This window comes from Stutzerimonas decontaminans, from assembly GCF_000661915.1.
In the GTDB taxonomy this organism is placed as follows: domain Bacteria; phylum Pseudomonadota; class Gammaproteobacteria; order Pseudomonadales; family Pseudomonadaceae; genus Stutzerimonas; species Stutzerimonas decontaminans.
The window spans coordinates 1824591-1846891 of record NZ_CP007509.1 but is presented as its reverse complement, the minus strand read 5'-3'; the positions used below and the strand labels follow the sequence as shown (position 1 = coordinate 1846891).

Genomic DNA, 22301 nt, shown 5'->3' with positions numbered 1-22301 from the left:
GACGCCTTACTGCACCAGTTCCTGTTCGCTGAACATGTCGCTGAACAACATGCTGGAAAGATAGCGCTCGCCAGAGTCGGGCAGGATCACCACGATGTTCTTGCCCTGCATTTCCGGCCGTTCGGCCAGGCGAACCGCTGCCGCCATCGCCGCACCACAGGAGATCCCGCAGAGAATGCCCTCCTCGCGCATCAAACGCAGTGCCATCTGCTTGGCCTCCTCGTCATCGACCAGCTCGACACGATCGATGATAGACAGATCCAGATTCTTCGGCACGAAGCCGGCACCGATGCCCTGGATCTTGTGTGGGCTGGGTTTGACCTCTTCGCCCGCCAGGGTCTGGCTGATTACCGGCGAACTGGTCGGCTCCACCGCCACGCTGATGATCTGCTTGCCCTTGGTGTTCTTGATATAGCGCGAGACGCCGGTGATGGTTCCGCCAGTGCCTACACCTGCCACCAGCACATCAATGCTTCCATCGGTGTCGTTCCAGATTTCCGGGCCGGTGGTCTTTTCATGGATAGCCGGATTGGACGGGTTCTCGAACTGCTGCGGCATGTAGTACTGCTCGGGGTTCGAGGCGGCAATCTCCGCAGCCTTCTCGATTGCGCCCTTCATGCCCTTGGCCGGCTCGGTGAGCACTAGTTCGGCTCCGAGGGCTTTCAATACCTTGCGTCGCTCGAGGCTCATGGACGCCGGCATCGTGAGCATGAGTTTATAGCCGCGTGCAGCAGCAACGAACGCCAACCCAATGCCGGTGTTGCCCGAAGTAGGCTCGACCAACGTCATGCCCGGCTTGATCCGACCGCTGTCCTCAGCGTCCCAGATCATCCCGGCGCCTATTCGGCACTTGACCGAATAGGCGGGGTTGCGGCCCTCGATCTTGGCCATGATGCTGACGCCCTTCGGGCCGAGGCGATTGATCATTACCAGCGGGGTGTTGCCGATAGAACGTGCGTTGTCTGCGAATATGCGACTCATGGGAATGCCCTGTCCGAGGAGTATCAGGCCAATCAGCCTATGCGCAGTCCATGCGACAGTCCAGCCGAACTCGTAGCCTCCGCCTGGGTCCATCGTCAACACCCAGCACATCCTCGGACTGCCATGACCCGTCGCCTGCTTCCCCTGTGGATCCTGCTCTCGATTGGCCTGCTACTGCTCCTGCTGCATGTCGCCCTGCCTCACTTGGTACGCAATTACCTGAACGAGAAAATGGCTGACATGGGCGACTATACGGGGCACGTCGAAGACGTCGACCTCACCTGGTGGCGCGGCGCCTACCGTGTCGAAGGCTTGCTGATCGAGAAGAAGGACAAGCGCGTACAGGCGCCCCTGCTCAAGGCGCCGGCGATCGACATCGCCATCAGCTGGAATGGCATCCTGCGCCACCGAGAGATCGTCGGCGAAGTCGTTTTCGAGCAGCCTCATTTGAATTTCGTCGATGGTGGTGACAGCGGCGACTCGCAAAATGGCGAAGGCGTCGACTGGCGCGACCAGCTCGACGCCCTGGTGCCGATCACACTCAACGAGATCCGCGTCGTCGATGGCCAGCTGTCGTTCCGCAACTTCACTTCTGATCCACAGGTACACGTCTACGCCAGCGGTATCCAGGCCAGCCTGTACAACCTGACCAATACAGACGATGCCGACGGCACCCGGACAGCATTTTTCGAGGGCAAGGGAAAGCTGTTCAATCAGGCCCCCATCGAAGCGACCGCCAGCTTCGATCCGTTCACCGACTGGGAAGATTTCGAGGTCAACCTGCGTGTCACCGGCGTACCGCTGAAACAGCTGAACGACCTCAGTCGCGCCTACGCCAATTTCGATTTCGCCGGCGGGACGGGTGACCTCGTTGTCGAAGTCGAAGCCAATGACAGTCAGCTCGACGGTTACATCAAGCCACTGCTGCGCAACGTCGACATCTTCGACTACGACCAGGACGTCAAGAACGAGGACAAGGGGTTCCTGCGCGGGCTTTGGGAGGCCGTGGTCGGCGGCGGTCAGGAAGTGCTGAAGAACCAGCGCAAGGATCAGTTCGCCACCCGTGTGGAGCTGTCCGGCACGACCAAGCAAACCGATGTCAGCCCGTTCCAGGCCTTCGTCGCAATACTGCGCAACGCATTCGTCGAAGCTTTCACCGCGCGCTTCGAACGTGCGCTGGACGAAGACGAATGACTGGCATGCGTCACTGGAAACGCACGACCGGCCATTCAGTGACTGAATGATGCACTCGCGTTCACAGTCGCACGACCTTCCCTTATAGTCGTCCACCTGACTACAACGAGTGCCTGCGTGCCAGGCCCCGCCGAAGGAATCTGCAATGAAATTCGAAGGCACCCAGTCCTACGTCGCCACCGACGACCTGAAACTCGCGGTCAACGCCGCCATCACCCTGCAGCGCCCGCTGCTGGTCAAGGGCGAACCGGGCACCGGCAAGACCATGCTCGCCGAGCAGCTGGCCGAATCCTTCGGTGCCCGGCTCATCACCTGGCACATCAAGTCCACCACCAAAGCGCATCAAGGCCTCTACGAATACGATGCGGTCAGCCGCCTGCGTGATTCGCAGCTGGGCGTGGACAAGGTCCACGATGTGAAGAACTACATCAAGAAGGGCAAGCTGTGGGAGGCCTTCGAAAGCGAGGAGCGGGTCATCCTGCTGATCGACGAGATCGACAAGGCCGATATCGAGTTTCCCAACGATCTGCTGCAGGAACTCGACAAGATGGAGTTCTACGTCTACGAGACCAACGAAACCATCAAGGCGACCCAGCGGCCGATCATCATCATCACCTCCAACAATGAGAAGGAACTGCCGGACGCCTTCCTGCGCCGCTGCTTCTTCCACTACATCGCCTTCCCTGATCGCGAGACGCTGCAGAAGATCGTCGACGTGCACTACCCAGGTATCAAGCAGTCACTGGTCAGCGAGGCGCTGGACGTGTTCTTCGATGTGCGCAAGGTGCCGGGGCTGAAGAAGAAGCCCTCGACCTCCGAACTGGTCGACTGGCTCAAACTGCTGATGGCCGACAACATCGGCGAAGCCGTGCTGCGCGAGCGCGATCCGACCCGGGCTATCCCGCCACTGGCCGGCGCGCTGGTGAAGAACGAGCAGGACGTGATGCTGCTTGAGCGTCTAGCCTTCATGAGTCGGCGTGCCAACAGCCGCTGATCGATGCCGGCTTCGGTGAGCCGGCCGCGAACTCACTGGAGGAAGAACCATGCAAACGCATACCGGTAGCTGCCTGTGTGGCGTCGTGCGCTATCGCATCGACGCGCCCATCAATGAGCTGACCCATTGCCACTGCAAGATGTGCCGCAAGGCTCACGGTGCCGCTTTCGCCACCTACGCGAGTGTGCCGCTGGAAGCCTTCCACATCATGTCAGGCAAGGACCAGCTGGGCGTCTACCACTCTTCCGATCACGTGACACGCACCTTTTGCATCCGCTGCGGCTCGAATCTGCAGTTCGTCGACAACCGCGAACATGAGCTCGGGGTTGCCGCCGGCACCCTCGATTCACCGCTGCCGGAGCCGCCGCAATCGCATATCTACGTCGACTCCAAGGCCGACTGGTACGAGATTCGCGACGGCTTGCCCCAACACAACGGCGACAGCCCCCGCTGAGCGCCCCGAACATCGCGCACCACCCGCGGTGCGCCAGAGGTTTCTGCCATGCTGCTTGGCCTGTTCAACGAGATGCGCGCCGCCAAGGTGCCGGTGTCGGTACGCGAACTGCTGGATCTGATCGATGCGCTCAAGCACCGCGTCGTGTTCGCCGACATGGATGAGTTCTATTTCCTTGCGCGCACCGTGATGGTCAAGGACGAACGCCACTTCGACAAGTTCGACCGCGCCTTCGGCGCCTACTTCAAGGGCCTGGAAAACCTCGACCAGCATCTCGAGGCGCTAATTCCCGAAGACTGGCTGCGCAAGGAATTCGAGCGCAGCCTGACCGATGAAGAGCGCGCGCAGATCCAGTCCCTCGGCGGCCTGGACAAGCTGATCGAGGAATTCAAGAAGCGCCTCGAAGAACAGAAGGAACGCCATGCCGGTGGCAACAAGTGGATCGGCACCGGTGGCACCAGCCCGTTCGGCTCCGGCGGCTACAACCCCGAAGGCATACGCATCGGCGATGCCGGCAAGCGGCAGGGCAAGGCGGTGAAGGTCTGGGACCAGCGCGAGTACAAGAACCTCGACGATCAGGTCGAGCTGGGCACGCGCAACATCAAGATCGCCCTGCGCCGCCTGCGCAAGTTCGCCCGCCAGGGCGCGGCGGACGAACTGGACATCGACGGCACCATCGACCATACCGCGCGCGATGCCGGCCTGCTGAACATCCAGATGCGTCCGGAGCGGCGCAATGCAGTGAAGCTGCTGATCCTGTTCGACATCGGCGGTTCGATGGATGCGCACGTGAAGGTCTGCGAAGAGCTGTTCTCGGCCTGCAAGACCGAGTTCAAGCACCTGGAATACTTCTACTTCCACAACTTCATCTACGAATCGGTATGGAAGAACAACTTCCGGCGCACTTCGGAGCGCACCTCGACATTGGACCTGCTGCATAAGTACGGCGCCGACTACAAAGTGGTGTTCGTCGGCGACGCCGCGATGGCGCCCTATGAAGTGACCCAACCCGGCGGCAGCGTCGAGCACTGGAACGAAGAAGCTGGCTACGTGTGGATGCAGCGCTTCATGGAGAAGTACAAGAAGCTCATCTGGATCAACCCCTACCCCAAGGACACCTGGGGCTACACCACTTCTACTGGCATCATCCGCGAACTGGTGGAGGACCGGATGTACCCGCTGACGCTAAGCGGACTCGAGGAAGGCATGAAGTTTTTGGCGAAGTGATCACGTGCGGGAGGGCGTTCGCACCGCTCCAGCCGAGCGGCAAGCGCACACCCGCGGGTCAGCGATACGACTTGTAGCGTCGCGCTCGCGACCTGAGTGGAAAGCTCGCCGCCAAGAACAGGCTTTCCACCAGCCAGGCTAGCAGCAGCGCGCAGCTCAGGCCCCAAGCGATGGCTTGCGGGGCGAGCAATACCTGGAATCGGTAGCTGCTCCATACCTGCGCACGCAGGCTGCGCTCGGCGCCGAGCAATACGTGAACGGCCCGTGCGTACCAGGGTCGCTGCATCGCCTGCCACTCGCGCTCCAGCATTCGCGCGCGGCTCAGCAGCTGTTCGACACTTTGCGCATCGCTCTGGAACACCGGATCGTTACTGCCGCGATAGTGTTGTACGAGCGCATCCAGATCACCGTTGAAGAAACGCTGCGCCGTATCCTGAAAGCCCTGCAACCCCTCCTGCGCCTCCAGGCGTCTCGCTTCCACATGCTGAGCATAGGCCTCGATAAAGCCGGGAACCTGAATGCCTATCAGCAGGCCTAGGGTGAACAGGGTCAGGCGCAGGTAACTTCTCAACATCCGGCCACCTTGCCCTGAGCTATGCATTCGCCGAGGCGCCACAGGCTCCATTGGCCAGGCTCATGCACGGTCCACTGCTCGTTATCGGTGAGCGGCTCGGTGGCCAGTACAGTGACGACATCATCGGGCGTGGTTTCGGCTTGGAAGTTCACGGTCAGTTCAGTATCTCTGAGCTGGGCCGGACCGAATGGAGCGCGCCGGGTAATCTCCGCCAGCTTGGTGCTGCAGAAGCTGAACAGCCACTCGCCATTGCTCAGCAAGCAGTTGAATACGCCTTTGCGGCGGTATTCGACACAGGCTCCAAGCAGGATGGGAAGCAGGTCCTCCGGGGCACAATGGTCCGGAAAATCCAGACGGATACGGTTCAGCAAATCACAGAAAGCGCGCTCGCTGTCGGTGTCGCCAACCGGACGATAGGTGCCTTTGGGGGGCTCGAAATCAGCGAGCTGGCCGTTATGGGCAAAACACCAGTGCTGCCCCCATAGCTCGCGAACGAAGGGATGCGTGTTGACCAGCGAGACCTTGCCGACGTTGGCATGACGAATGTGACCTATCACTACCTCGCTCTTGATCAGGTAGCGCTGCACCATCTTTGCCACTTCCGACTCACAGCTGGCGACCGGATCCTGGAACAATCGCAGCCCGCGACCTTCATAGAAGGCTATGCCCCAACCGTCCTTGTGTGGCCCGGTCTTGCCGCCTCGCTGCATCAGGCCGGTAAAGCTGAAAACGATATCGGTGGGAACGTTGGCGCTCATGCCAAGCAGCTCGCACATGCGTCATCTCCCGATAGTGATCTGATCGGTGCGCCAGACTAGAGCCGCGGCTCTGTGCGCATCCGCCCACGCGACGGTGCGTAGTCGCGCGCGTAATCATCGTCGTCCTGGTCTTCCATGCGCTCACGCAGCGTTCGACTGTCTTCGTCTGCGACATGGTTTTCAGCGCGGCGCCCGTATTTGCGCTCGATAGGCCAGCGAATGGCTACCAGCAGTAAATACAAGGCGAAGGCGATCAGTCCGTACATCGCCAGGTCCGCCACAGCACGCCAGGCGTTGTTCCCCACCTTGAACGCCAGATCCATGGCAGTAATGGCCACAGCAGGCGCGAACAGTTCCTTCGCCGGGTCGACGATAGTCGGCGTAAACAACAATACGGCCACGATCAGCCGCAGCGGTTCGCGCAGCCAGCGCCACATCCAGCGCGTTACCCGGAACCAGAACAGCAGGCACCCAAGTGCAGCTATCCCGTACAGGGTCCAGGCGAGCGAATAGTCGGAGTCGAACATCGGCATGGCGGTTTTCTCGATACAGCACGCGGTAACAAAGGCGGCATGATAGCAGCCAGCGCCCCCTCGCCGTCATTGATGGTGACAACAAGCCACTGGCGGACCCAGGAGCAAGATCGTATAACCTCTTAAACGAAAGGGTGGTCCCTCATACCGCCGGACCCGCCACCGTCTCTGGCGATGGCACGCAAGGAGAAAGTACGCCATGCCCTACCAACACATCCTGGTCGCCATCGACCTGACCGAAGAATGCCATCCCGTTGTCGCCCGCGCGCAGATGCTCGCCAGCACCTCGGACGCCAAGCTGAGCCTGGTACATATCATCGAGCCAATGGCCATGGCCTTCGGCGGCGATGTACCAATGGACCTGTCGATGTTGCAGCAACAGCAATTCGACCAGGCCCGCGAACGCATGAACGGCTTTGCCGACAGCTACCCCGGCTTAGCCCCGGAGAACCGTCACCTCGCCTATGGCCAGCCGCGTCAGGAAGTGCACCGCCTAGCGAAGGAACAGGGCTGCGACCTGATCGTGGTCGGCAGTCATGGCCGCCACGGGCTTGCCCTGCTGCTCGGTTCGACTGCCAACGACATCCTGCATGGCGCGCCTTGCGATGTGCTGGCGGTACGCCTGAAGAAAGACGAATAGAGTTCGTCATCGCGCAGAGTGAAACCACTCTGCGCTAGAGCGAATGGATCAGACCGCTTCGACGCCCTCTCCGGCGCTCATGACCAGCGGACGAATCTTCTGCAGCTGGGTTTCAAGCGAATAGGTCAGGCTGGACGCCATCGAAAAGAAGGCCAGAAAGGCCTTGAGGTTGGAGTCGGCGTGACAAGTGTCGTGAATGCGCTGCCAGAATGCCTGATTGACCAGTTGCAGCTGCTGGAAGGAGCGCACCAAGCCGCGGAGCTCCCAGTCGGCATGCCGTCCTTCGCGCAAATTGAAGTATTGCCGTGCCAGATACAGCGATACCGCGCGCAGCACGAATTCGTGATTGCTGGCAAAGGGAAGATGCTGCTGGGCCATGGGCTTGAGTCGACCAAGCACCGGGCAGGCGCTGGTCGCCATGATCACACCGAGCAACGCACGCAGGCCCTCGTCGAGGCCAACCTGCTTGGTGTACTCACGCTCCGGCGTGCGCACCCACACCAAAGCCTTCTTCACGGCCGGCAACCCCTGGAAATCCTCGATTACCCGGTGCAGGTCGACTGCGGCCGGGCAATGGCTGAAATCGTCCTTGCTCAGCGGGCAGTTCGAACACCGCTGATGATCGAGCCGAGTCCATTTCGGCGCCTGCGCAGCGACTTCCCTGTCGTACTCACGATCCAGCTCGATCCGGTAACTGAAGTCGTGTTCATCGTCCAGGGTGATGCGGTATTCGATTGCCATTAACGCTCCATCATGACTGCATGATCCGATGCGGATACTAACTACGCCCCAGCACGCAGGGCATTGATCCATCTCATAAGCCGTGTCCGAGAACCATCTCCACCGCACCACCCTGCGCTGACCAGTGCAGCCATGAAAAGGCTGCACCGCTCGCCAACTCGGCCGATTACTCCTCGAGTTCTGCCCAGCGCTCAAGCAAGCCATCGAGATCGGCCTGCAGCGCCTCGAGACGGCTCAGCACGGCAGCAGTCTTATCAGCTGCCTGCTGATAAAAAGCCGGATCGGATATCTCCGCCTGCAGGGCCTCGATAGCCTTTTCCGCTTCGTCGATCAGACCTGGCAAAGCCTCCAGCTCACGCTGCAACTTGTAGCTGAGCTTCTTCTTGACCGGCGCGGCCTCGGCAGCAACCGGGGCGACGGGCGCCTGTTGCACCTTCTTGGCATCCTTCGCTTCGCCACCGGACTCGGCAACGCCCAACAGGCGCGGTGAACCACCCTGGCGCAGCCAGTCCTGATAACCACCGACGTACTCGCGCACTTCGCCACCACCCTGGAACACCAGGGTGCTGGTGACCACGTTGTCGAGGAAGGCCCGGTCGTGGCTCACCATGAGCACAGTACCCTGGAAACCAAGCAGTACTTCTTCGAGCAACTCCAGCGTTTCCACGTCAAGATCGTTGGTGGGCTCATCCAGCACCAGCAGGTTGGCCGGCTTACTAAAGAGCTTCGCCAGCAAGAGCCGTGCCCGCTCGCCTCCAGACAGCGCCTTGACTGGCGTCCGAGCCCGCTGCGGGCTGAACAGGAAGTCCCCCAGGTAGCTCAGAACATGGCGATTCTGCCCATCGATAGTGATGAACTCGCGGCCCTCGGCGAGGTTGTCGACGACCGTCTTCTCCAACTCCAGCTGGTGACGCAATTGGTCGAAATACGCCACTTCGAGTTTGGTACCGAACTCGATGGAACCGCTGCTTGGATGCAGCTCACCGAGCAGCAGCTTGAGCAAGGTGGTCTTGCCGGTGCCGTTGGCGCCGAGCAAGCCGATGCGGTCACCGCGCTGGATGACCATGGAAAAGTCCTGGATCAGTGGCTCCCCACCGACGTGGGCGAACGACACATTTTCAGCGACGATGACCTGCTTGCCAGATTTGTCCGCCGTTTCCACCTGAAAGGTCGCTTTGCCCTGCACATTACGGCGTTCACTGCGTTCAGCGCGCAGCGCCTTGAGCGCCCGCACGCGGCCTTCGTTGCGGGTGCGCCGAGCCTTGATGCCCTGGCGAATCCACACTTCTTCCTGGGCCAGCTTCTTGTCGAAAAGCGCGTTGGCCGTTTCCTCAGCCGCGAGCTGCTGCTCCTTGTGCACCAGGAAGCTGGCGTAGTCGCCATTCCAGTCAATGAGATGGCCGCGATCCAGTTCGAGAATGCGGGTTGCGAGATTCTGCAGGAATGCCCGGTCGTGGGTGATGAACAGCACGGCGCCGTTGAAGCCGGTCAGCGCCTCCTCAAGCCAGGCAATAGCGCCGATGTCCAGGTGGTTGGTAGGCTCGTCGAGCAGCAGCAGATCGGGCTCGGACACCAGCGCCTGGGCCAGCAGCACTCGGCGCCGCCAGCCGCCAGACAGTTCGGCGAGCGTGCGGTCGGCGGGCAATTGCAGGCGACTCAGGGTGCTGTCGACCAGTTGCTGCAGACGCCAGCCATCCTTCGCCTCGAGCGCCTGCTGCACATGCATCAGCTTGTCGAGGTCGGCTTCGTTCTGAATGTTCTGGCTCAGGTGATGGTACTCGGCAAGCAACTCGCCGACTCCGGACAGGCCTTCGGCAACCACGTCGAAGACGGTGCGGTCATCCGCACGCGGCAGCTCCTGCGGCAGCTCGCCAATCTTCAGGCCCGGGGCGCGCCAGATTTCACCGTCATCCGCACTACGGTCGCCCTTGACCAGGCGCAGCATGCTGGATTTACCGGTGCCGTTGCGGCCAATGATGCAGACCCGCTCACCCCGCGCGATCTGCCAGGACACGCCGTCCAGCAACGGCGTGGTGCCGTAGGCGAGGGAAACATCGGTGAACTTGAGCAGGGTCATGACTACCTCCGGAAAACAGGGCGCGCATTCTAGCAGATAGCGGTGGTCTGCCCGTTGTAAGCGCCGTTTTATCGGCCGTGCGGCTCTTTCGAATGGCGTTGAACGGCACGTTACGAAGCACGCTCGTCGGAAGTCCGCTTTTGTTTGTTACCGGAGCTTAATGCGCGTTTAACTGGGCCCTGCGGCAGGCTAAGCTAGCCGCTGCAGCAAGCCGCTTTCTGTGCCATTCGCGCAGCAGGCCGCCTGTCTTATCAATGCCCCGTTTTACGGATGTACCATGCGCGGCCGACTCTCCAGTTTGTGTTTCTGCCTGTTTGTTTCAGCCATTGGCCTGGATGCGTCCGCCGCCAGCCTCAGTCAACAACGCCAGTACTACGACGAGGCCAAACAAGCCCTCGCCAAAGGCGACAGCGGACCGTACCGCCGCTACCAAAGTGCGCTGCGCGACTATCCCCTGGAACCCTATCTCGCCTATGACGAGCTGACTCATCGCCTGAAGTCGGCGAGCAACCAGGAAGTAGAGAAGTTTCTCGCCGAGCATGGTGATCTGCCGCAGATCAGCTGGATGAAGCTGCGCTGGCTGCGCCTGCTGGCAGCACGTGGCGATTGGCAGACATTCACCCGCTATTACGATCCGAAGATGAACTTCACCGAGCTGGACTGCCTGTTCGGCCAGTACCAGCTGCGCAACAACATGCCGGGGGCTGACGCCACTGCCGAGCGGCTGTGGCTGGTCGGCAAGTCGCAGCACAACTCCTGTGATCCGCTGTTCGAACTCTGGGAAGCCAAGGGCCTGCTGACCGAAGAGCGACGCTGGAAACGCACCAAGCTTGCCGTGGAGAGTGGCAACTACGGCGTTGCCAGCTTTCTGGTGAAACGTCTGCCGACGCTGCAGAGCCAGGGCCAGCTGATGATTGATGTCGCGCAGAAGCCACAGATGCTCCGCCAGCCGGAGCGTTTCGCGCCGACCAGCCCGGCGATGGCCGACGTCGTATCGATCGGCCTGCGGCGCCTCGCCCGCCAGGATCCGGAGCAGGCGCTAAGCCTGCTCGACAGCTACGCCCGCCGCTTCGCCTTCTCGTCCGAGGAAAAAGTCGCCATCGCGCGGCAGATCGGGCTGACCCTCGCCAAACGCTTCGACGCACGCGCGCTCAAGGTGATGGCCGAATACGACCCCGAGCTACGCGACAATACCGTTACCGAGTGGCGCACCCGTCTGCTGCTGCGCCAGGGCCAGTGGGATGAAGCCTACAAACTGACCCAGCGCTTCCCCGAGGACCTGGCGAACACCAACCGCTGGCGCTATTGGCAGGCGCGCAGCCTGCAGCTGGCCAAGCCCGAAAGCAAACAGGCGGCGGTGCTCTTCCAGCCGGTGGCGCAAGAGCGCGACTTCTACGGCTTTCTTTCCGCCGATCGCATCCAGGCCCCGTACAAGCTGAACCATCAACCGTTGCCCCTGGATCCGAAGGTCGTACAGAAAGTACGCAACACCGCGGGCATTCGCCGCGCGCTGGAGTTTCATGACCGCGGGCAGATCGTCGATGGCCGCCGCGAGTGGTATCACGTCAGCCGGCTGTTCAGCCGTGACGAGATGGTCGCGCAAGCCCGCATCGCTTACGAAAAGGAATGGTACTTCCCGGCAATTCGCACCATCAGCCAGGCGCAGTACTGGGACGACCTGGATATCCGCTTCCCCATGGCGCACCGCAACGCGCTGGTCCAGGCGTCACGGGCGCGCCAGATCCATCCCAGCTGGGCATTCGCAGTGACCCGTCAGGAAAGTGCGTTCATGGCCGACGCCCGCTCACACGTCGGTGCCACTGGACTGATGCAGCTGATGCCCGCCACCGCCAAGGAAACCGCCAAGCGCTTCAACATCCCGCTGGCCTCACCGCAGCAGGTGCTCAATCCGACCACCAACATTCAGCTTGGCACCGCTTATCTCAGCCAGATCTACGGGCAGTTCAACGGCAACCGTGTGCTCGCCTCGGCCGCCTACAACGCCGGGCCCGGCCGCGTCCGCCAATGGCTGCGCAACGCCGAGCACCTGTCGTTTGATGTGTGGGTAGAAAACATCCCGTTTGACGAGACCCGCCAGTACGTGCAGAACGTGCTGACCTATTCGGTCATCTACGGGCAGAAACTGAACTCGCCGCAACCGCTGGTGGAATGGCACGAGCGCTACTTTGAATCCCAGTAGAGCGGCGCGGCGATGGCCGGCCCGCGCTTGCCATCGACATGCCTGCCTTGGTCAGTCGAGCACTTCCACCGGCGCCCCCACAGCCAGTTCGCCGATGCCCTCGGCGATCAGGTTCTGCCCGAAGAAGACCCCGCCCTGGCCCTTGCGATACGACAACAGCGTATTCAGCGGTTCCCGATCGGGTTCGCGCTCCGCGGTGAACGGATCAAGCGTGGGTATGACGCAGCGCGAACAGGGCTTGACGACACGAAAGGTCAGCTCGCCGATACGGATGCGCTTCCAGCTGTCCTCCGCATAAGGTTGCGCGCCGCTGACCACCAGATTCGGGCGAAAGCGCAGCATGTCCAGCGGGCGCCCGACTCGGCGAACCAGGTCATCCAGCGATGCCTGGCCGATAAGCAAAAATGGGAATCCATCACTGAACGCGGTGCGCTCGCCCAGCCGTGCGAAATCCAGATCCACCTGAATACCGTCGTCCAGCGGCAGGTGAACCAGCCGACAGGCCTGTCCAAGAAAATCCGATAGCCAGGTGGCTGCCACCTCGCCTGCATCCGGCACTACGGCATTGGAGCTCCAGATCTGCACGCAGCGCATCGCCCGCGCATCGGGCACCGGCACCAGCAGTTCCGGCATGCGCGGTGCAGTCAGTCGCAGGGTCCGTTCGCCCTGCCAGCGCGCCTGCAACAGCGCCATCCGGGGTGCCACACGCTGGGTGAGAAATCGCCCGGTTGCGGCCGCGACCACCATCCAGCGCCGATCGCCGACGAGGCCGAGTGCATCGCTGGCGCAATGCTGCAGCGCGTCGCCGGCGCCGGACTTGAGAGGAAAGCGGTAGAGCGATGAGAGATGCATGCCGCGCCTCCAGCAGGGAAAGCGCAGCAGCATATCAGGGCTCGGCTGCGTTATTCAGCAGCCGGCAGAGAGCGATCAGTCAGTGCTGCTCGTCCATCTTCAGGCGATCCTGGATCACGTCCACGAGCTTTTCCGGCTGGAACTTGGAGAGGAAGTTGTCGCAGCCGACCTTCTGCACCATCGCCAGGTTGAAACTGCCGGACAGCGAAGTGTGCAGCACCACGTACAGATCACGCAGGCGCGGGTCGTGACGGATCTCGGTGGTCAGCCGATAGCCATCCATCTCTGGCATCTCGGCATCGGTGAAGACCATCAGCAACTTGTCGGTCAGCACCTCACCGGCATCGGCCCAGGCCTTGAGCATGTTCAAACCCTTCAGGCCGTCGCTGGCGGTATGAATCTTCAGACCGAGTTGGCCCAGGGTTTCGCGCAGCTGTGACAGAGCGACGCTGGAGTCATCGACGCAGAGCACTTCGCGACCGCGAGCGCGCTCGAGAATAGGATCGGCCAGCCTCTCGGGTGGGATGCTGGTGTCGTAGGGCACGATTTCCGCGAGCACCTTCTCCACGTCGATCACCTCCACCAGCTCGTTATCGACCTTGGTGATGGAGGTCAGGTAATGCTGACGGCCGGCCGTGGTCGGCGGTGGCATCACCTCCTCCCAGTTCAGGTTGACGATGCGCTCCACGCCGCCCACCAGGAACGCCTGCACGGTGCGGTTGTACTCGGTCACGATGATGGTGCTGCGCTCATCCGGCACCAGAGGACGCAGACCGATAGCCCGTGAGAGGTCGACCACCGGCAACGTCTGACCACGCAGATTGACCACGCCGCAGACCGAGCTATGGCGGTGAGGCATCAGCGTCATCTTCGGTAGCTGGACGACTTCCTGAACCTTGAAGACGTTGATGGCGAATTTCTGCCGCCCGCCAAGCCGGAACATGAGAATCTCCAGGCGATTTTGCCCCACGAGACGGGTGCGTTGATCGACTGAATCGAGAATGCCGGCCATTTCCAGGCTCCTTGGGAAAACGTGGTGATATGAGTATCGGCCGCGTCGCCCATCGCTTTATGCATCGCCGGGGCTTTTTTTCACAATCGGAAGCCCGGTCGGCGCCGTTCCTAAGGCGCCGTGGAAGCCGGACCCAGCAACGGGCAGTCGGCTGGCAAGTGCAGGCGCAACGCCCCGGAACGCACATCGAAGCGCAGATGTGCGGCCGTGGAGGGCTCGCCATCCAGATTGATATCGATTGCGCTGGGTGCTTCTACCTCGAGCCAAGGCACCCGGGCACTGACCGACACCGCGTCGACCCCCAGCAGACCGCCGCTGAGCAACGTCCCGAGGGTACCGACCGCATCCGCAGGCGCCGGCACGATGCACACGTCCAGCAGGCCGTCATCAATCCTTGCCTGCGGACAGAGCAGCTGACCGCCGCCGGCCTGTCTGCCGTTACCGATACCAAGGGCGAGGAAATCCCCCTCCCAGTCAAACCCTGGTCCACGGAAACGACCATGGCTCGAATGGATCTCGGAAAAGCGCGTCAGGCCGGTCAACAGATAAGCACCACCGCCCAATACTCGTTTGAGGTCTTCCGACGTATTGGCAGTGACATTGGAGCCGAAGCCTCCGGTGGCCATATTGACGAACGGCTGACCGTTCATATCGCCAACGTCGACCCATCGGGCTGGCTGATCCATCAGGACAAGCGCCTCGAAGGGGTCCAGCGGTATGCCGGCCGCTTTGGCAAAGTCGTTGGCGCTGCCAAGCGGCATCAGAGCAAGACTCGCCTGCCCTTGCGCTTCGAGCAGCGCTTCAGCCACCTCTCGTAACGTGCCATCACCGCCGCCAGCGATCAGCGTCGAATAGCCGGCATCCAGCGCTTCGATCACCAGGCGTCGTGCATCTCCCGCCTCCCAGGTAACCCGGACAGCCAGGTCCCAACCATTTTCGCGCTGCCGTCGTACAGCCTCGCGCACCTCATCGTTCAGGGCCTGTTTCCCGTGCAGGATCAGCAGCGCCTTGGCTTCGTTCATGGCCGTTCCTTTCTCTCGACTCACACCGCTGCATACGACCCGGCCCACGGGCGGAAGTTGTGGGAAGCATGCGCCGCAGGATTAATCCAAATCTTCGATCAATCGTGCCATTGGTCACCACAGCCGATTTTGATTAGCCCGGCCAGGTGCAGCGGCGCTCTACGCAAAGCGCTTTTAAAACAGCAGTTTGCGAGCTTTTCGAGGATTCGCTCAATTTCTTGGCACCCCGCTGACTACTACTGAACTCATCCCGAGAGGCACGGTCGGAGCAGGAGTCCCGATCACGGTTGCGATGGCGGCCTGCTATCAACCCCCCGCGTACCGCGGCGATTAATTCGAGATTTGAGCCAGCTTTGAGCTGAGGATGGAGCCTTGTATGCGCGTACAGTCAGTTGGAACCCTTGAATATGCTCACCCGAGTTTCGTCGATTACTTCCTGGCCAGCATTCGCCTGATACATGGCCTCACGGCCATACTGCCGGGACTCCTGCTCCTGGCGTTCATGGACTTGCCCACTGGTGGCACGTTCAGCGCTTTTCTGGGCTTCTTCGCCGTTCTCAGCATCGTCATCTTCCAGACCGCAGGCATCTACAGCGAAGAGGTGTTCAGCACCCTGCTGCGCTTCCGCGTGATGCTGATCGCCTGGGCTGCAGCATTCAGCTTCCTGGTGTTCATGCATCAGGGCATGGGCCTGTTCGGCTATCTGGAAGCCAAGCATCTGGCCTTCTGGTTCTTCACCAGTGCCGCATTGTTTGGCGCAGAGCGCCTGGCAATGCTCGCCCTGTTCCGTCGCCTGATGGCGCGCGGCATGTTTCTGCAGAATGCGGTCATCCTCGGCGGCACCGACAACGGTGTACGCGTTGCCGAATACCTGCAGAACCATCGCGACATCCGCACCGGCGTGCTCGGCTTTATCGATGACCGCCTGGAGCGCCTACCCAAAGAGCTGGCCAACCTGCCGCTACTGGGCAATACCCGCGATCTGGAGCAGATGATCCGCGAGGAAAAAGTCACTCAGGTGCTGGTCGCGCTGCCCTGGTTCGCCGACAGCCGAATCGGCCAGCTGATCGCCGAACTGCGCAAGCTGCCGGTGAACGTTCTGCTGGTGCCCGATATGGTCGCCTTCCGCCATGCCGACAAGCGCATCACCGAGATCGGCGGCCTGCCAACCCTCAGCGCATCGGATCTGCCGCTACGCGGCTGGTCACCGATGTTCAAGCGCCTGGAAGATATCGTCATCTCCAGCATTGCGCTGCTCGCCGCCGCCCCGGTCATGCTGGCAATCGCCCTGGCGATCAAGCTCGACTCGCCCGGCCCGGTGCTGTTCAGGCAGAAGCGCTACGGCTACAACAATCGCCTCATCGAGGTGTTCAAATTCCGCTCGATGTACCACGAAAAGTCCGATGCCAACGCCGATCGGCAAACCACGCGTGGCGATGACCGCATTACCCGTGTGGGTCGCTTCATCCGCAAAACCAGTCTTGATGAACTGCCCCAGCTGTTGAACGTCTTCCTCGGCAGCATGTCCATGGTCGGCCCGCGTCCACATGCCACCGCGACCAAGGCGGCCGGCGTGCTGTTCGAGGACGCCGTAGCCGAGTACTCCGCCCGGCATCGCGTCAAGCCAGGTATCACCGGCTGGGCGCAGATCAACGGCTACCGGGGCGAGACCGACACCTTGGAAAAGATCGAGAAGCGCGTCGAATTCGACCTCGATTACATCGAGCGCTGGTCGGTCTGGTTCGACCTCTACATCCTCGTGCGCACCCCGCCAGCGCTGATCTTCAACAAGGACGTGTACTGATCGCAGCACCCCTGCGTGGTGCCGAAAAATACTGCAAGAAGCCACGCCGCCCACAGGCGTGGCAGGAAGGAACTAATGACTCTCGGAAAAATCTCACATTCGTTCACCCCGGGCGCTACCCCGGCGGCTGCGAACCAGCAGCCACGAGGTTGAACTCATGTTCAAGAACATCTTGATCGTCTGCGTCGGAAACGTCTGCCGAAGCCCTGCTGCCGAGGCGCTGTTCGCGGACAGATTACGCGGCCAGGACCTGACGATCAGCTCAGCAGGGATTGGTGCATTAGTAGGTAACCCGATGGACAAGACCGCCCATGAAGTACTGCAGGACAACGGGCTGGAGTTGCCAGCCCACTGCGCGCGCCAGGTAGACAGCCACATGCTGCATCAGGCCGACCTGATCCTGGCGATGGAGCAAAGCCACATCCAGCACATCCGCCAGATTGCACCCGAGGTGCATGGCAAGACTTTTCTCATCGGCAAATGGCAGGACGACTTGGAAATTCCGGACCCGTACCGCCAATCCAAACCCGCGTTTGAACATGTCCACAATCTCCTGACGAAATCCGTCGAGAGCTGGCTTCCTTACCTGAAATGAAGAAGGAACTTCGATGACAACCATGCCCCGCCCAATCTATGAAACCAAAGAGGACAAGGACATCGACCTGGCCCACCTCTTTGACACCTTCATCAACAACCGTGTGCTGATCATGAGCATCACGGGGTTCTTCGCTGCCCTGGGTATCGCTTATGCGTTGCTCGCTACACCGGTCTATCTTGCCAGCGCGATGATTCAGATCGAGCCCAAGAGCGGCCTGCCAAGCCTGACCGATGTGGTCAACACCAACCCGCCAGTGTCCCCTGCGCAAACCGAAATCGCGCTGCTCAAGTCACGCTCGGTAGTGGGTGGCGCGGTCAGCAAGCTGAATCTCGACATCAGCATCACCCCGCATCACTTCCCGATCATCGGCGGCTTCATGGCTCGCCGGTTCGAGCCGAGCGAAGAAGGCGAGCTGGGCTGGCACCCGGCCGGCCTGGGCGGCTACGCCTGGGGTGGCGAGACCCTGAAGGTCACCCAGCTGGAAGTGCCGGACAAGGTGCACGGTAAGGAACTGACCCTCGAAGCGGCCGAGAACAACGGCTTCATCCTGCGCGACAAGGACGGCGAAGTCGTCGTGCAAGGCGTAGTCGGCGAGCCGGTTGAAAACGAAGGCTACCGTGTCACCGTGGGCGAGCTGAATGCACGCCCCGGCACTACGTTCACCGTGGTCAAGAACCGCACCTACAATACGACCGAAAGCTTCCAGCAGCGCCTGTCTGCTGCAGAGCGCGGCAAGCAGTCGGGCATCGTCAACGTAACCCTCGAAGATACCGATCCGGCCCACGCCATCCGCGTACTGGAAGAGGTCGCCAATCTGTATGTCGAGCAGAACATCGCCCGAAATGCGGCCGAAGCAACCCAGAGCCTGGAGTTCCTCAACGAGCAGATTCCGACCGTACGTCGTAACCTCGAAGCGGCCCAGACGGCACTGAACAAGTATCAGACCGGCTCGCGCTCGGTGGACATCACTGCGGAAACGCAGTCGGTGCTCGACCGCATCGTTGACATGGAACGTCAGATCTCCGAACAGAACCTCAAGCGCACCGAGATGGAACGCCGCTTCACCCGCCAGCACCCGAACTTCCAGGCGCTGATGAACCAGATCAACCAGCTGCAGGTGCAGAAGGAAGAGCTGGAGAAGCAGATCGGCACCCTGCCATCGACCCAGCAGGAGCTGCTGCGCCTGACCCGTGACGTGGAAGTTTCCTCGGAAACCTACTCCATGCTGCTGAACAAGACCCAGGAGCTGGACATCATTCGCGCTGGTACCGTCGGTAATGTGCGCATTATCGACCATGCCGCAGCGGATCTGGAAAACCCGGTCAAGCCGAACAAGCCGCTGGTCGTGATCGTCGCCACCCTGCTGGGCGCTTTGCTCGCCACCGCCTTCGTCTATGTGCGTGAAGCGCTCAAGCGCGGCGTAGAGAACCCGGAAGACATCGAGCGCACTGGCACACCGGTCTACGCCTCGATTCCGTTCACCGAGAAGCAGGCTGCGCTGGAGAAACGCCTGGCCAACTTCAAGCGCGACAAGAGCACCGCCTCTTACCTGCTGACCATCAACGACCCGGCCGACCTCGCCACCGAAGCCATGCGCAGCCTGCGTACCAGCCTGCACTTCGCGATGATCGAGGCCAAGAACAACGTGCTGATGATCACCGGGCCAAGTCCGGCGGTGGGCAAGTCCTTCGTCACCACCAACCTGGCTGCCGTGGTCGCTCAGTCCGGCAAGCGAGTACTGCTGATCGACGCCGACATGCGCAAGGGTTACCTGCACAAGGTCATGCGCTGTGATGGCGACAAGGGTCTGTCGGACATCCTCTCCGGCCGCATCACCCTGTTCGATGCCATCCAGAAGACCCAGCTGAACAACCTGCACGTGATCACCCATGGCCAGCTGCCGCCGAACCCGTCCGAGCTGCTGATGCACGAGAACTTCTCGCGCTTCGTCAAAGAAATCAGCCACATGTACGACCTGGTGATCTTCGACACCCCGCCAATCCTCGCGGTGACCGACGCGGCACTGGTTGGCAGCCAGGCGGGCACCACGCTGATGGTCACTCGCTACGGCCTGAACGGTCTGAAGGAAATCGAAGCAGCCAAGCGTCGCCTCGAGCAGAACGGTCTGCTGGTCAAGGGCGTCATCTTCAACGCCGTGGTTCGCAAAGCGTCCACCTACGGCGAGTACGGCTACTACCAGTACGAGTACGCCAGCACCACCAAATAAGGTGCCTCGCATGGCGACGGTCAGCCGTCGCCATGCCGAGCCGGCGTCCCCAACTTCCCGACTGTCCTACAGCTGACCTCTCAAGGGTCAGTGGACGTTTTTTTGCCTGGAGAATAGGTGTAGCGATGACCAGACACCCTAACCGGCCAGCCATGCACTCCACTCGCCTGGCTGTGGCACTGGCCACCGCGCTGTCGGTAACCGGTGCAGGCGCTGTTGAGTGGCCGACCGGTGATCAAGGCCTCGCGCTGCTCGGGGTCAATATCTCCGGGGCCGGTTTCGCCCCGCACATCACGCCGGGCAAGAACGGCACCCACTACTTCTACCCGGAAAAAAAGCATTTCAAGTACTACGCCGATCAAGGCATTCAACTGATTCGCTTCCCCTTCATTTGGGAACGAGTTCAGCACTCACTTGATAAAGGATTGAACTTCGACCAGATCCGGTTGTTGAAGAAGACCCTGGATCTGGCTGCCATGAACGGCCAGAAGGTCATTCTGGACATGCACAACTATGGTCGGTACCACGGCGAGCTCATCGGCTCGAGCAAAGTGCCCTACGAGGCTTATGCGTCGGTGTGGCGTCAATTGGCGGAGCAGTTCAAGGGCCATCGCGCGCTGCTCGGTTACGACATCATGAACGAGCCGCACGGTACCGTAGGTCTTTGGCCGGGCGCCGCCCAGGCGGCGGTCGATGCGATCCGCGAAGTCGATGATCAGACGCTGATCTTCATCGAGGGCGAACGCTGGTCGAGCGCCTATCACTGGCCTCAGGTGAACGCCAACTTCCTCATCAACGACCCGGCCGACCGCATCGTCTATGAAGCGCACCTGTATTTCGACCAGGACTTCTCCGGCAAGTACATGGAAAAGACCAGCCGCAACATTGACCCGATGATCGGCGTAGAGCGCGCCCGCCCCTTCATCGACTGGCTGAAAAAGCACGGCCAAAAAGGCTTCCTCGGTGAGTACGGCATCCCCGACGACCTGCCCGAGGCGGCTGCGGCGATGGACAACCTGCTCGCCTACCTCAATGACAACTGCGTCCCCAGTGCCTACTGGGCAGGCGGCCCAGGCTGGGGCACCTACAAGCTTGCGATTGAGCCGCGCAACGGCAAGGACCGTCCCCAGATGGAACTCATGCGCAAACACCTGGCGAACGACTGCACTGCCATCGGCCCCTTCCCTGCGCAAAACGCTGACTGATTCTGGAGTGAACTCGAACATGAAATTCGGACTGCTGTGGCACTCGTTCTCATCTGGCAACCTCGGGGTTGGCGCACTGAGCATCTCGAACATGCTGCTGATCGACGAAGCCGCTCGCAAGTGTGGGATCACGCCGGAATTCCTCATCATCGGTTCGTCCGGCCCCTGCGCTTACCCGCCCTCCACCGAGCGCTTCAAGTACGAGTTCATAGAATTCAACGAGAGCGCCCTGCTGAAGAATCCCCACGGCCTGTACCGGGCGATCAGCTCCTGCGACGCGGTATTCGATATCGGCGAAGGCGACAGCTTCTCCGACATCTACGGTGCCAAGCGCCTGATCAAGTTGTTGGTCAGCAAAGGCATGGCTCTGGGCGGTCGCGTACCACTGATTCTCTCCCCGCAGACCATCGGCCCGTTCAAGTCGGACTGGGCCACCAAAGCTTCGGCCTGGGCGATGAAGAAAAGCACCATGGTCTTCGCCCGCGACCACCAGTCCTTCGACGTGCTCAAGCAGCTGAACATCCCCAATCGCGACGAGGTGATCGACGTCGCCTTCGCCCTGCCCTTCGAGCGCCAGAGCGAGCATCGCGATCCGAACAAGCTGGCCGTAGGCCTCAGCGTATCGGCGTTGCTGCACCACGGCGGTTACGAAGGCACGGCCAATCAGTTCGGCCTGCGTGCCGACTACAAGGCGCTGACCGACCGCCTGATCCGCACCCTGCTCGAGCGCGGCCACGAAGTGCACCTGGTGCCCCACGTGATCCCGATCGGCTTCCCCGCCGAAGACGACTACACCGTGTCCCAGCAACTGCAGCAGCAGTATCCCGAGCTGAAGTTGGCGCCACGCTTCAAGGGTCCGATCGAGGCCAAGTCCTATATCAGCGGCATGGACTTCTTCGTCGGCGCACGTATGCACGCGACCATCGGCGCGTTCTCCGCCGGCGTACCGGTCGTGCCGCTGGCCTACAGCCGCAAGTTCGCCGGTCTCTATCAGTCGCTCGACTACCACCGCGTGGTCGACCTCAAGACCGAGGACACCGAGAGCGCGCTGGAACTGGTTCTGGCCCATCTGGACAACCGTGAACAGCTCAAGGCCGAGGTTGCCGCCAGCGGCGCCATCATCCGTCGCAAGCTGGACGCCTACAGTGCAGGACTGGAGCAGATCCTCGCCACCCTGCATCAGCCCCAGGCCGCGTATCAGAGATAAA

The 22301-nt window shown here is 61.2% G+C and carries 20 protein-coding genes; 11 read left to right on the top strand and 9 right to left on the bottom strand.

Translation table 11 applies throughout. The features are described 5' to 3' along the window. Positions 1-6: 6 nt before the first annotated feature. Entirely contained in the window at positions 7-981 is a 975-nt protein-coding gene (gene cysK, locus UIB01_RS08680) for a cysteine synthase A (RefSeq protein ID WP_038665554.1), read from the bottom strand. Between the two features lie 123 nt (positions 982-1104). Between cysK and UIB01_RS08675 the strand changes: the two genes are divergently transcribed. The 4 genes from UIB01_RS08675 (at position 1105) to UIB01_RS08660 (ending at position 4850) form a co-directional block, all read left to right on the top strand. Further along, entirely contained in the window at positions 1105-2175 is a 1071-nt protein-coding gene (locus tag UIB01_RS08675) for a DUF748 domain-containing protein (protein WP_038658984.1), read from the top strand. A 145-nt stretch (positions 2176-2320) separates the two neighbouring features. Continuing rightward, the gene (locus tag UIB01_RS08670) at positions 2321-3169 is read left to right on the top strand and encodes an AAA family ATPase (protein WP_038658981.1); all 849 of its coding nucleotides are present in this window, start codon (positions 2321-2323) and stop codon (positions 3167-3169) included. 49 nt (positions 3170-3218) lie between these two features. Further along, positions 3219-3623, top strand: a complete 405-nt coding sequence (locus UIB01_RS08665; protein ID WP_015276696.1) for a GFA family protein — start codon at positions 3219-3221, stop codon at positions 3621-3623. Between the two features lie 48 nt (positions 3624-3671). Next, on the top strand, positions 3672-4850 hold the full coding sequence (locus UIB01_RS08660; RefSeq protein ID WP_038658977.1) for a vWA domain-containing protein: 1179 nt from the start codon (positions 3672-3674) through the stop codon (positions 4848-4850). Between the two features lie 58 nt (positions 4851-4908). On the opposite strand, the gene UIB01_RS08655 is transcribed toward UIB01_RS08660, so the two are convergent. Genes UIB01_RS08655 through UIB01_RS08645 form a run of 3 tightly spaced genes read right to left on the bottom strand, consistent with a single transcriptional unit; the run spans position 4909 to position 6715 of the window. After that, the gene (locus UIB01_RS08655; protein ID WP_038658975.1) at positions 4909-5424 is read right to left on the bottom strand and encodes a DUF2937 family protein; all 516 of its coding nucleotides are present in this window, start codon (positions 5422-5424) and stop codon (positions 4909-4911) included. Beyond that, positions 5418-6200 (bottom strand): class II glutamine amidotransferase, encoded by a 783-nt coding sequence (locus UIB01_RS08650; RefSeq protein WP_038658971.1) that lies wholly within the window; start codon positions 6198-6200, stop codon positions 5418-5420. The genes UIB01_RS08655 and UIB01_RS08650 overlap by 7 nt, the downstream gene beginning before the upstream one ends. 38 nt (positions 6201-6238) lie before the next feature. Further along, positions 6239-6715, bottom strand: a complete 477-nt coding sequence (locus tag UIB01_RS08645; protein WP_038658968.1) for a hypothetical protein — start codon at positions 6713-6715, stop codon at positions 6239-6241. Between the two features lie 199 nt (positions 6716-6914). On the opposite strand from UIB01_RS08645, the gene UIB01_RS08640 reads away from it, so the two are divergent. Beyond that, a complete protein-coding gene (locus UIB01_RS08640; RefSeq protein ID WP_038658965.1) occupies positions 6915-7355 on the top strand; it encodes a universal stress protein in 441 nt (146 codons plus the stop codon). Positions 7356-7403: 48 nt separating this feature from the next. Here UIB01_RS08640 and UIB01_RS08635 read toward each other — a convergent pair whose 3' ends face one another. Beyond that, on the bottom strand, positions 7404-8096 hold the full coding sequence (locus UIB01_RS08635) for a DUF6901 family protein (RefSeq protein ID WP_038658963.1): 693 nt from the start codon (positions 8094-8096) through the stop codon (positions 7404-7406). A gap of 166 nt (positions 8097-8262) precedes the next feature. Beyond that, positions 8263-10173 carry an ATP-binding cassette domain-containing protein gene (locus UIB01_RS08630; RefSeq protein ID WP_038658960.1) on the bottom strand — a complete coding sequence of 637 codons (1911 nt, stop codon included), beginning with the start codon at positions 10171-10173 and terminating at the stop codon, positions 8263-8265. 277 nt (positions 10174-10450) lie between these two features. Here UIB01_RS08630 and UIB01_RS08625 point away from each other — a divergent pair, with 277 nt between their 5' ends. Then, the gene (locus tag UIB01_RS08625) at positions 10451-12373 is read left to right on the top strand and encodes a transglycosylase SLT domain-containing protein (RefSeq protein WP_038658957.1); all 1923 of its coding nucleotides are present in this window, start codon (positions 10451-10453) and stop codon (positions 12371-12373) included. A 51-nt stretch (positions 12374-12424) separates the two neighbouring features. Here the strand turns inward: UIB01_RS08625 and UIB01_RS08620 are convergent, their stop codons facing one another. From UIB01_RS08620 to yegS, 3 genes are all read right to left on the bottom strand, one after another. Beyond that, complete coding sequence (locus tag UIB01_RS08620; RefSeq protein ID WP_038658954.1) at positions 12425-13225, bottom strand: MOSC domain-containing protein; 801 nt, start codon at positions 13223-13225, stop codon at positions 12425-12427. 79 nt (positions 13226-13304) lie between these two features. Continuing rightward, on the bottom strand, positions 13305-14237 hold the full coding sequence (locus tag UIB01_RS08615) for a chemotaxis protein CheV (protein ID WP_038658952.1): 933 nt from the start codon (positions 14235-14237) through the stop codon (positions 13305-13307). A 110-nt stretch (positions 14238-14347) separates the two neighbouring features. After that, positions 14348-15259 (bottom strand): lipid kinase YegS, encoded by a 912-nt coding sequence (gene yegS / locus UIB01_RS08610; RefSeq protein ID WP_038658949.1) that lies wholly within the window; start codon positions 15257-15259, stop codon positions 14348-14350. Between the two features lie 376 nt (positions 15260-15635). Here yegS and UIB01_RS08605 point away from each other — a divergent pair, with 376 nt between their 5' ends. The 5 genes from UIB01_RS08605 to UIB01_RS08585 all read left to right on the top strand — a co-directional run bounded on the left by UIB01_RS08605 (position 15636) and on the right by UIB01_RS08585 (position 22300). Further along, on the top strand, positions 15636-17063 hold the full coding sequence (locus UIB01_RS08605; RefSeq protein ID WP_038658946.1) for an undecaprenyl-phosphate glucose phosphotransferase: 1428 nt from the start codon (positions 15636-15638) through the stop codon (positions 17061-17063). Positions 17064-17220: 157 nt separating this feature from the next. Next, the gene (locus tag UIB01_RS08600) at positions 17221-17658 is read left to right on the top strand and encodes a low molecular weight protein-tyrosine-phosphatase (RefSeq protein WP_038658943.1); all 438 of its coding nucleotides are present in this window, start codon (positions 17221-17223) and stop codon (positions 17656-17658) included. Between the two features lie 13 nt (positions 17659-17671). Next, positions 17672-19888, top strand: a complete 2217-nt coding sequence (locus UIB01_RS08595; RefSeq protein WP_038658940.1) for a polysaccharide biosynthesis tyrosine autokinase — start codon at positions 17672-17674, stop codon at positions 19886-19888. 152 nt (positions 19889-20040) lie between these two features. Then, complete coding sequence (locus UIB01_RS08590) at positions 20041-21093, top strand: glycoside hydrolase family 5 protein (RefSeq protein ID WP_038658937.1); 1053 nt, start codon at positions 20041-20043, stop codon at positions 21091-21093. A 19-nt stretch (positions 21094-21112) separates the two neighbouring features. After that, the gene (locus UIB01_RS08585; protein ID WP_038658934.1) at positions 21113-22300 is read left to right on the top strand and encodes a polysaccharide pyruvyl transferase family protein; all 1188 of its coding nucleotides are present in this window, start codon (positions 21113-21115) and stop codon (positions 22298-22300) included. Position 22301 lies beyond the last annotated feature (1 nt).

Bases quoted from the DNA above. Each gene is read 5' to 3' on its own strand.
- cysK (WP_038665554.1), bottom strand. From the start codon at position 981: ATGAGTCGCATATTCGCAGACAACGCACGTTCTATCGGCAACACCCCG.
- UIB01_RS08675 (WP_038658984.1), top strand. From the start codon at position 1,105: ATGACCCGTCGCCTGCTTCCCCTGTGGATCCTGCTCTCGATTGGCCTG.
- UIB01_RS08670 (WP_038658981.1), top strand. From the start codon at position 2,321: ATGAAATTCGAAGGCACCCAGTCCTACGTCGCCACCGACGACCTGAAA.
- UIB01_RS08665 (WP_015276696.1), top strand. From the start codon at position 3,219: ATGCAAACGCATACCGGTAGCTGCCTGTGTGGCGTCGTGCGCTATCGC.
- UIB01_RS08660 (WP_038658977.1), top strand. From the start codon at position 3,672: ATGCTGCTTGGCCTGTTCAACGAGATGCGCGCCGCCAAGGTGCCGGTG.
- UIB01_RS08655 (WP_038658975.1), bottom strand. From the start codon at position 5,424: ATGTTGAGAAGTTACCTGCGCCTGACCCTGTTCACCCTAGGCCTGCTG.
- UIB01_RS08650 (WP_038658971.1), bottom strand. From the start codon at position 6,200: ATGTGCGAGCTGCTTGGCATGAGCGCCAACGTTCCCACCGATATCGTT.
- UIB01_RS08645 (WP_038658968.1), bottom strand. From the start codon at position 6,715: ATGCCGATGTTCGACTCCGACTATTCGCTCGCCTGGACCCTGTACGGG.
- UIB01_RS08640 (WP_038658965.1), top strand. From the start codon at position 6,915: ATGCCCTACCAACACATCCTGGTCGCCATCGACCTGACCGAAGAATGC.
- UIB01_RS08635 (WP_038658963.1), bottom strand. From the start codon at position 8,096: ATGGCAATCGAATACCGCATCACCCTGGACGATGAACACGACTTCAGT.
- UIB01_RS08630 (WP_038658960.1), bottom strand. From the start codon at position 10,173: ATGACCCTGCTCAAGTTCACCGATGTTTCCCTCGCCTACGGCACCACG.
- UIB01_RS08625 (WP_038658957.1), top strand. From the start codon at position 10,451: ATGCGCGGCCGACTCTCCAGTTTGTGTTTCTGCCTGTTTGTTTCAGCC.
- UIB01_RS08620 (WP_038658954.1), bottom strand. From the start codon at position 13,225: ATGCATCTCTCATCGCTCTACCGCTTTCCTCTCAAGTCCGGCGCCGGC.
- UIB01_RS08615 (WP_038658952.1), bottom strand. From the start codon at position 14,237: ATGGCCGGCATTCTCGATTCAGTCGATCAACGCACCCGTCTCGTGGGG.
- yegS (WP_038658949.1), bottom strand. From the start codon at position 15,259: ATGAACGAAGCCAAGGCGCTGCTGATCCTGCACGGGAAACAGGCCCTG.
- UIB01_RS08605 (WP_038658946.1), top strand. From the start codon at position 15,636: ATGCGCGTACAGTCAGTTGGAACCCTTGAATATGCTCACCCGAGTTTC.
- UIB01_RS08600 (WP_038658943.1), top strand. From the start codon at position 17,221: ATGTTCAAGAACATCTTGATCGTCTGCGTCGGAAACGTCTGCCGAAGC.
- UIB01_RS08595 (WP_038658940.1), top strand. From the start codon at position 17,672: ATGACAACCATGCCCCGCCCAATCTATGAAACCAAAGAGGACAAGGAC.
- UIB01_RS08590 (WP_038658937.1), top strand. From the start codon at position 20,041: ATGCACTCCACTCGCCTGGCTGTGGCACTGGCCACCGCGCTGTCGGTA.
- UIB01_RS08585 (WP_038658934.1), top strand. From the start codon at position 21,113: ATGAAATTCGGACTGCTGTGGCACTCGTTCTCATCTGGCAACCTCGGG.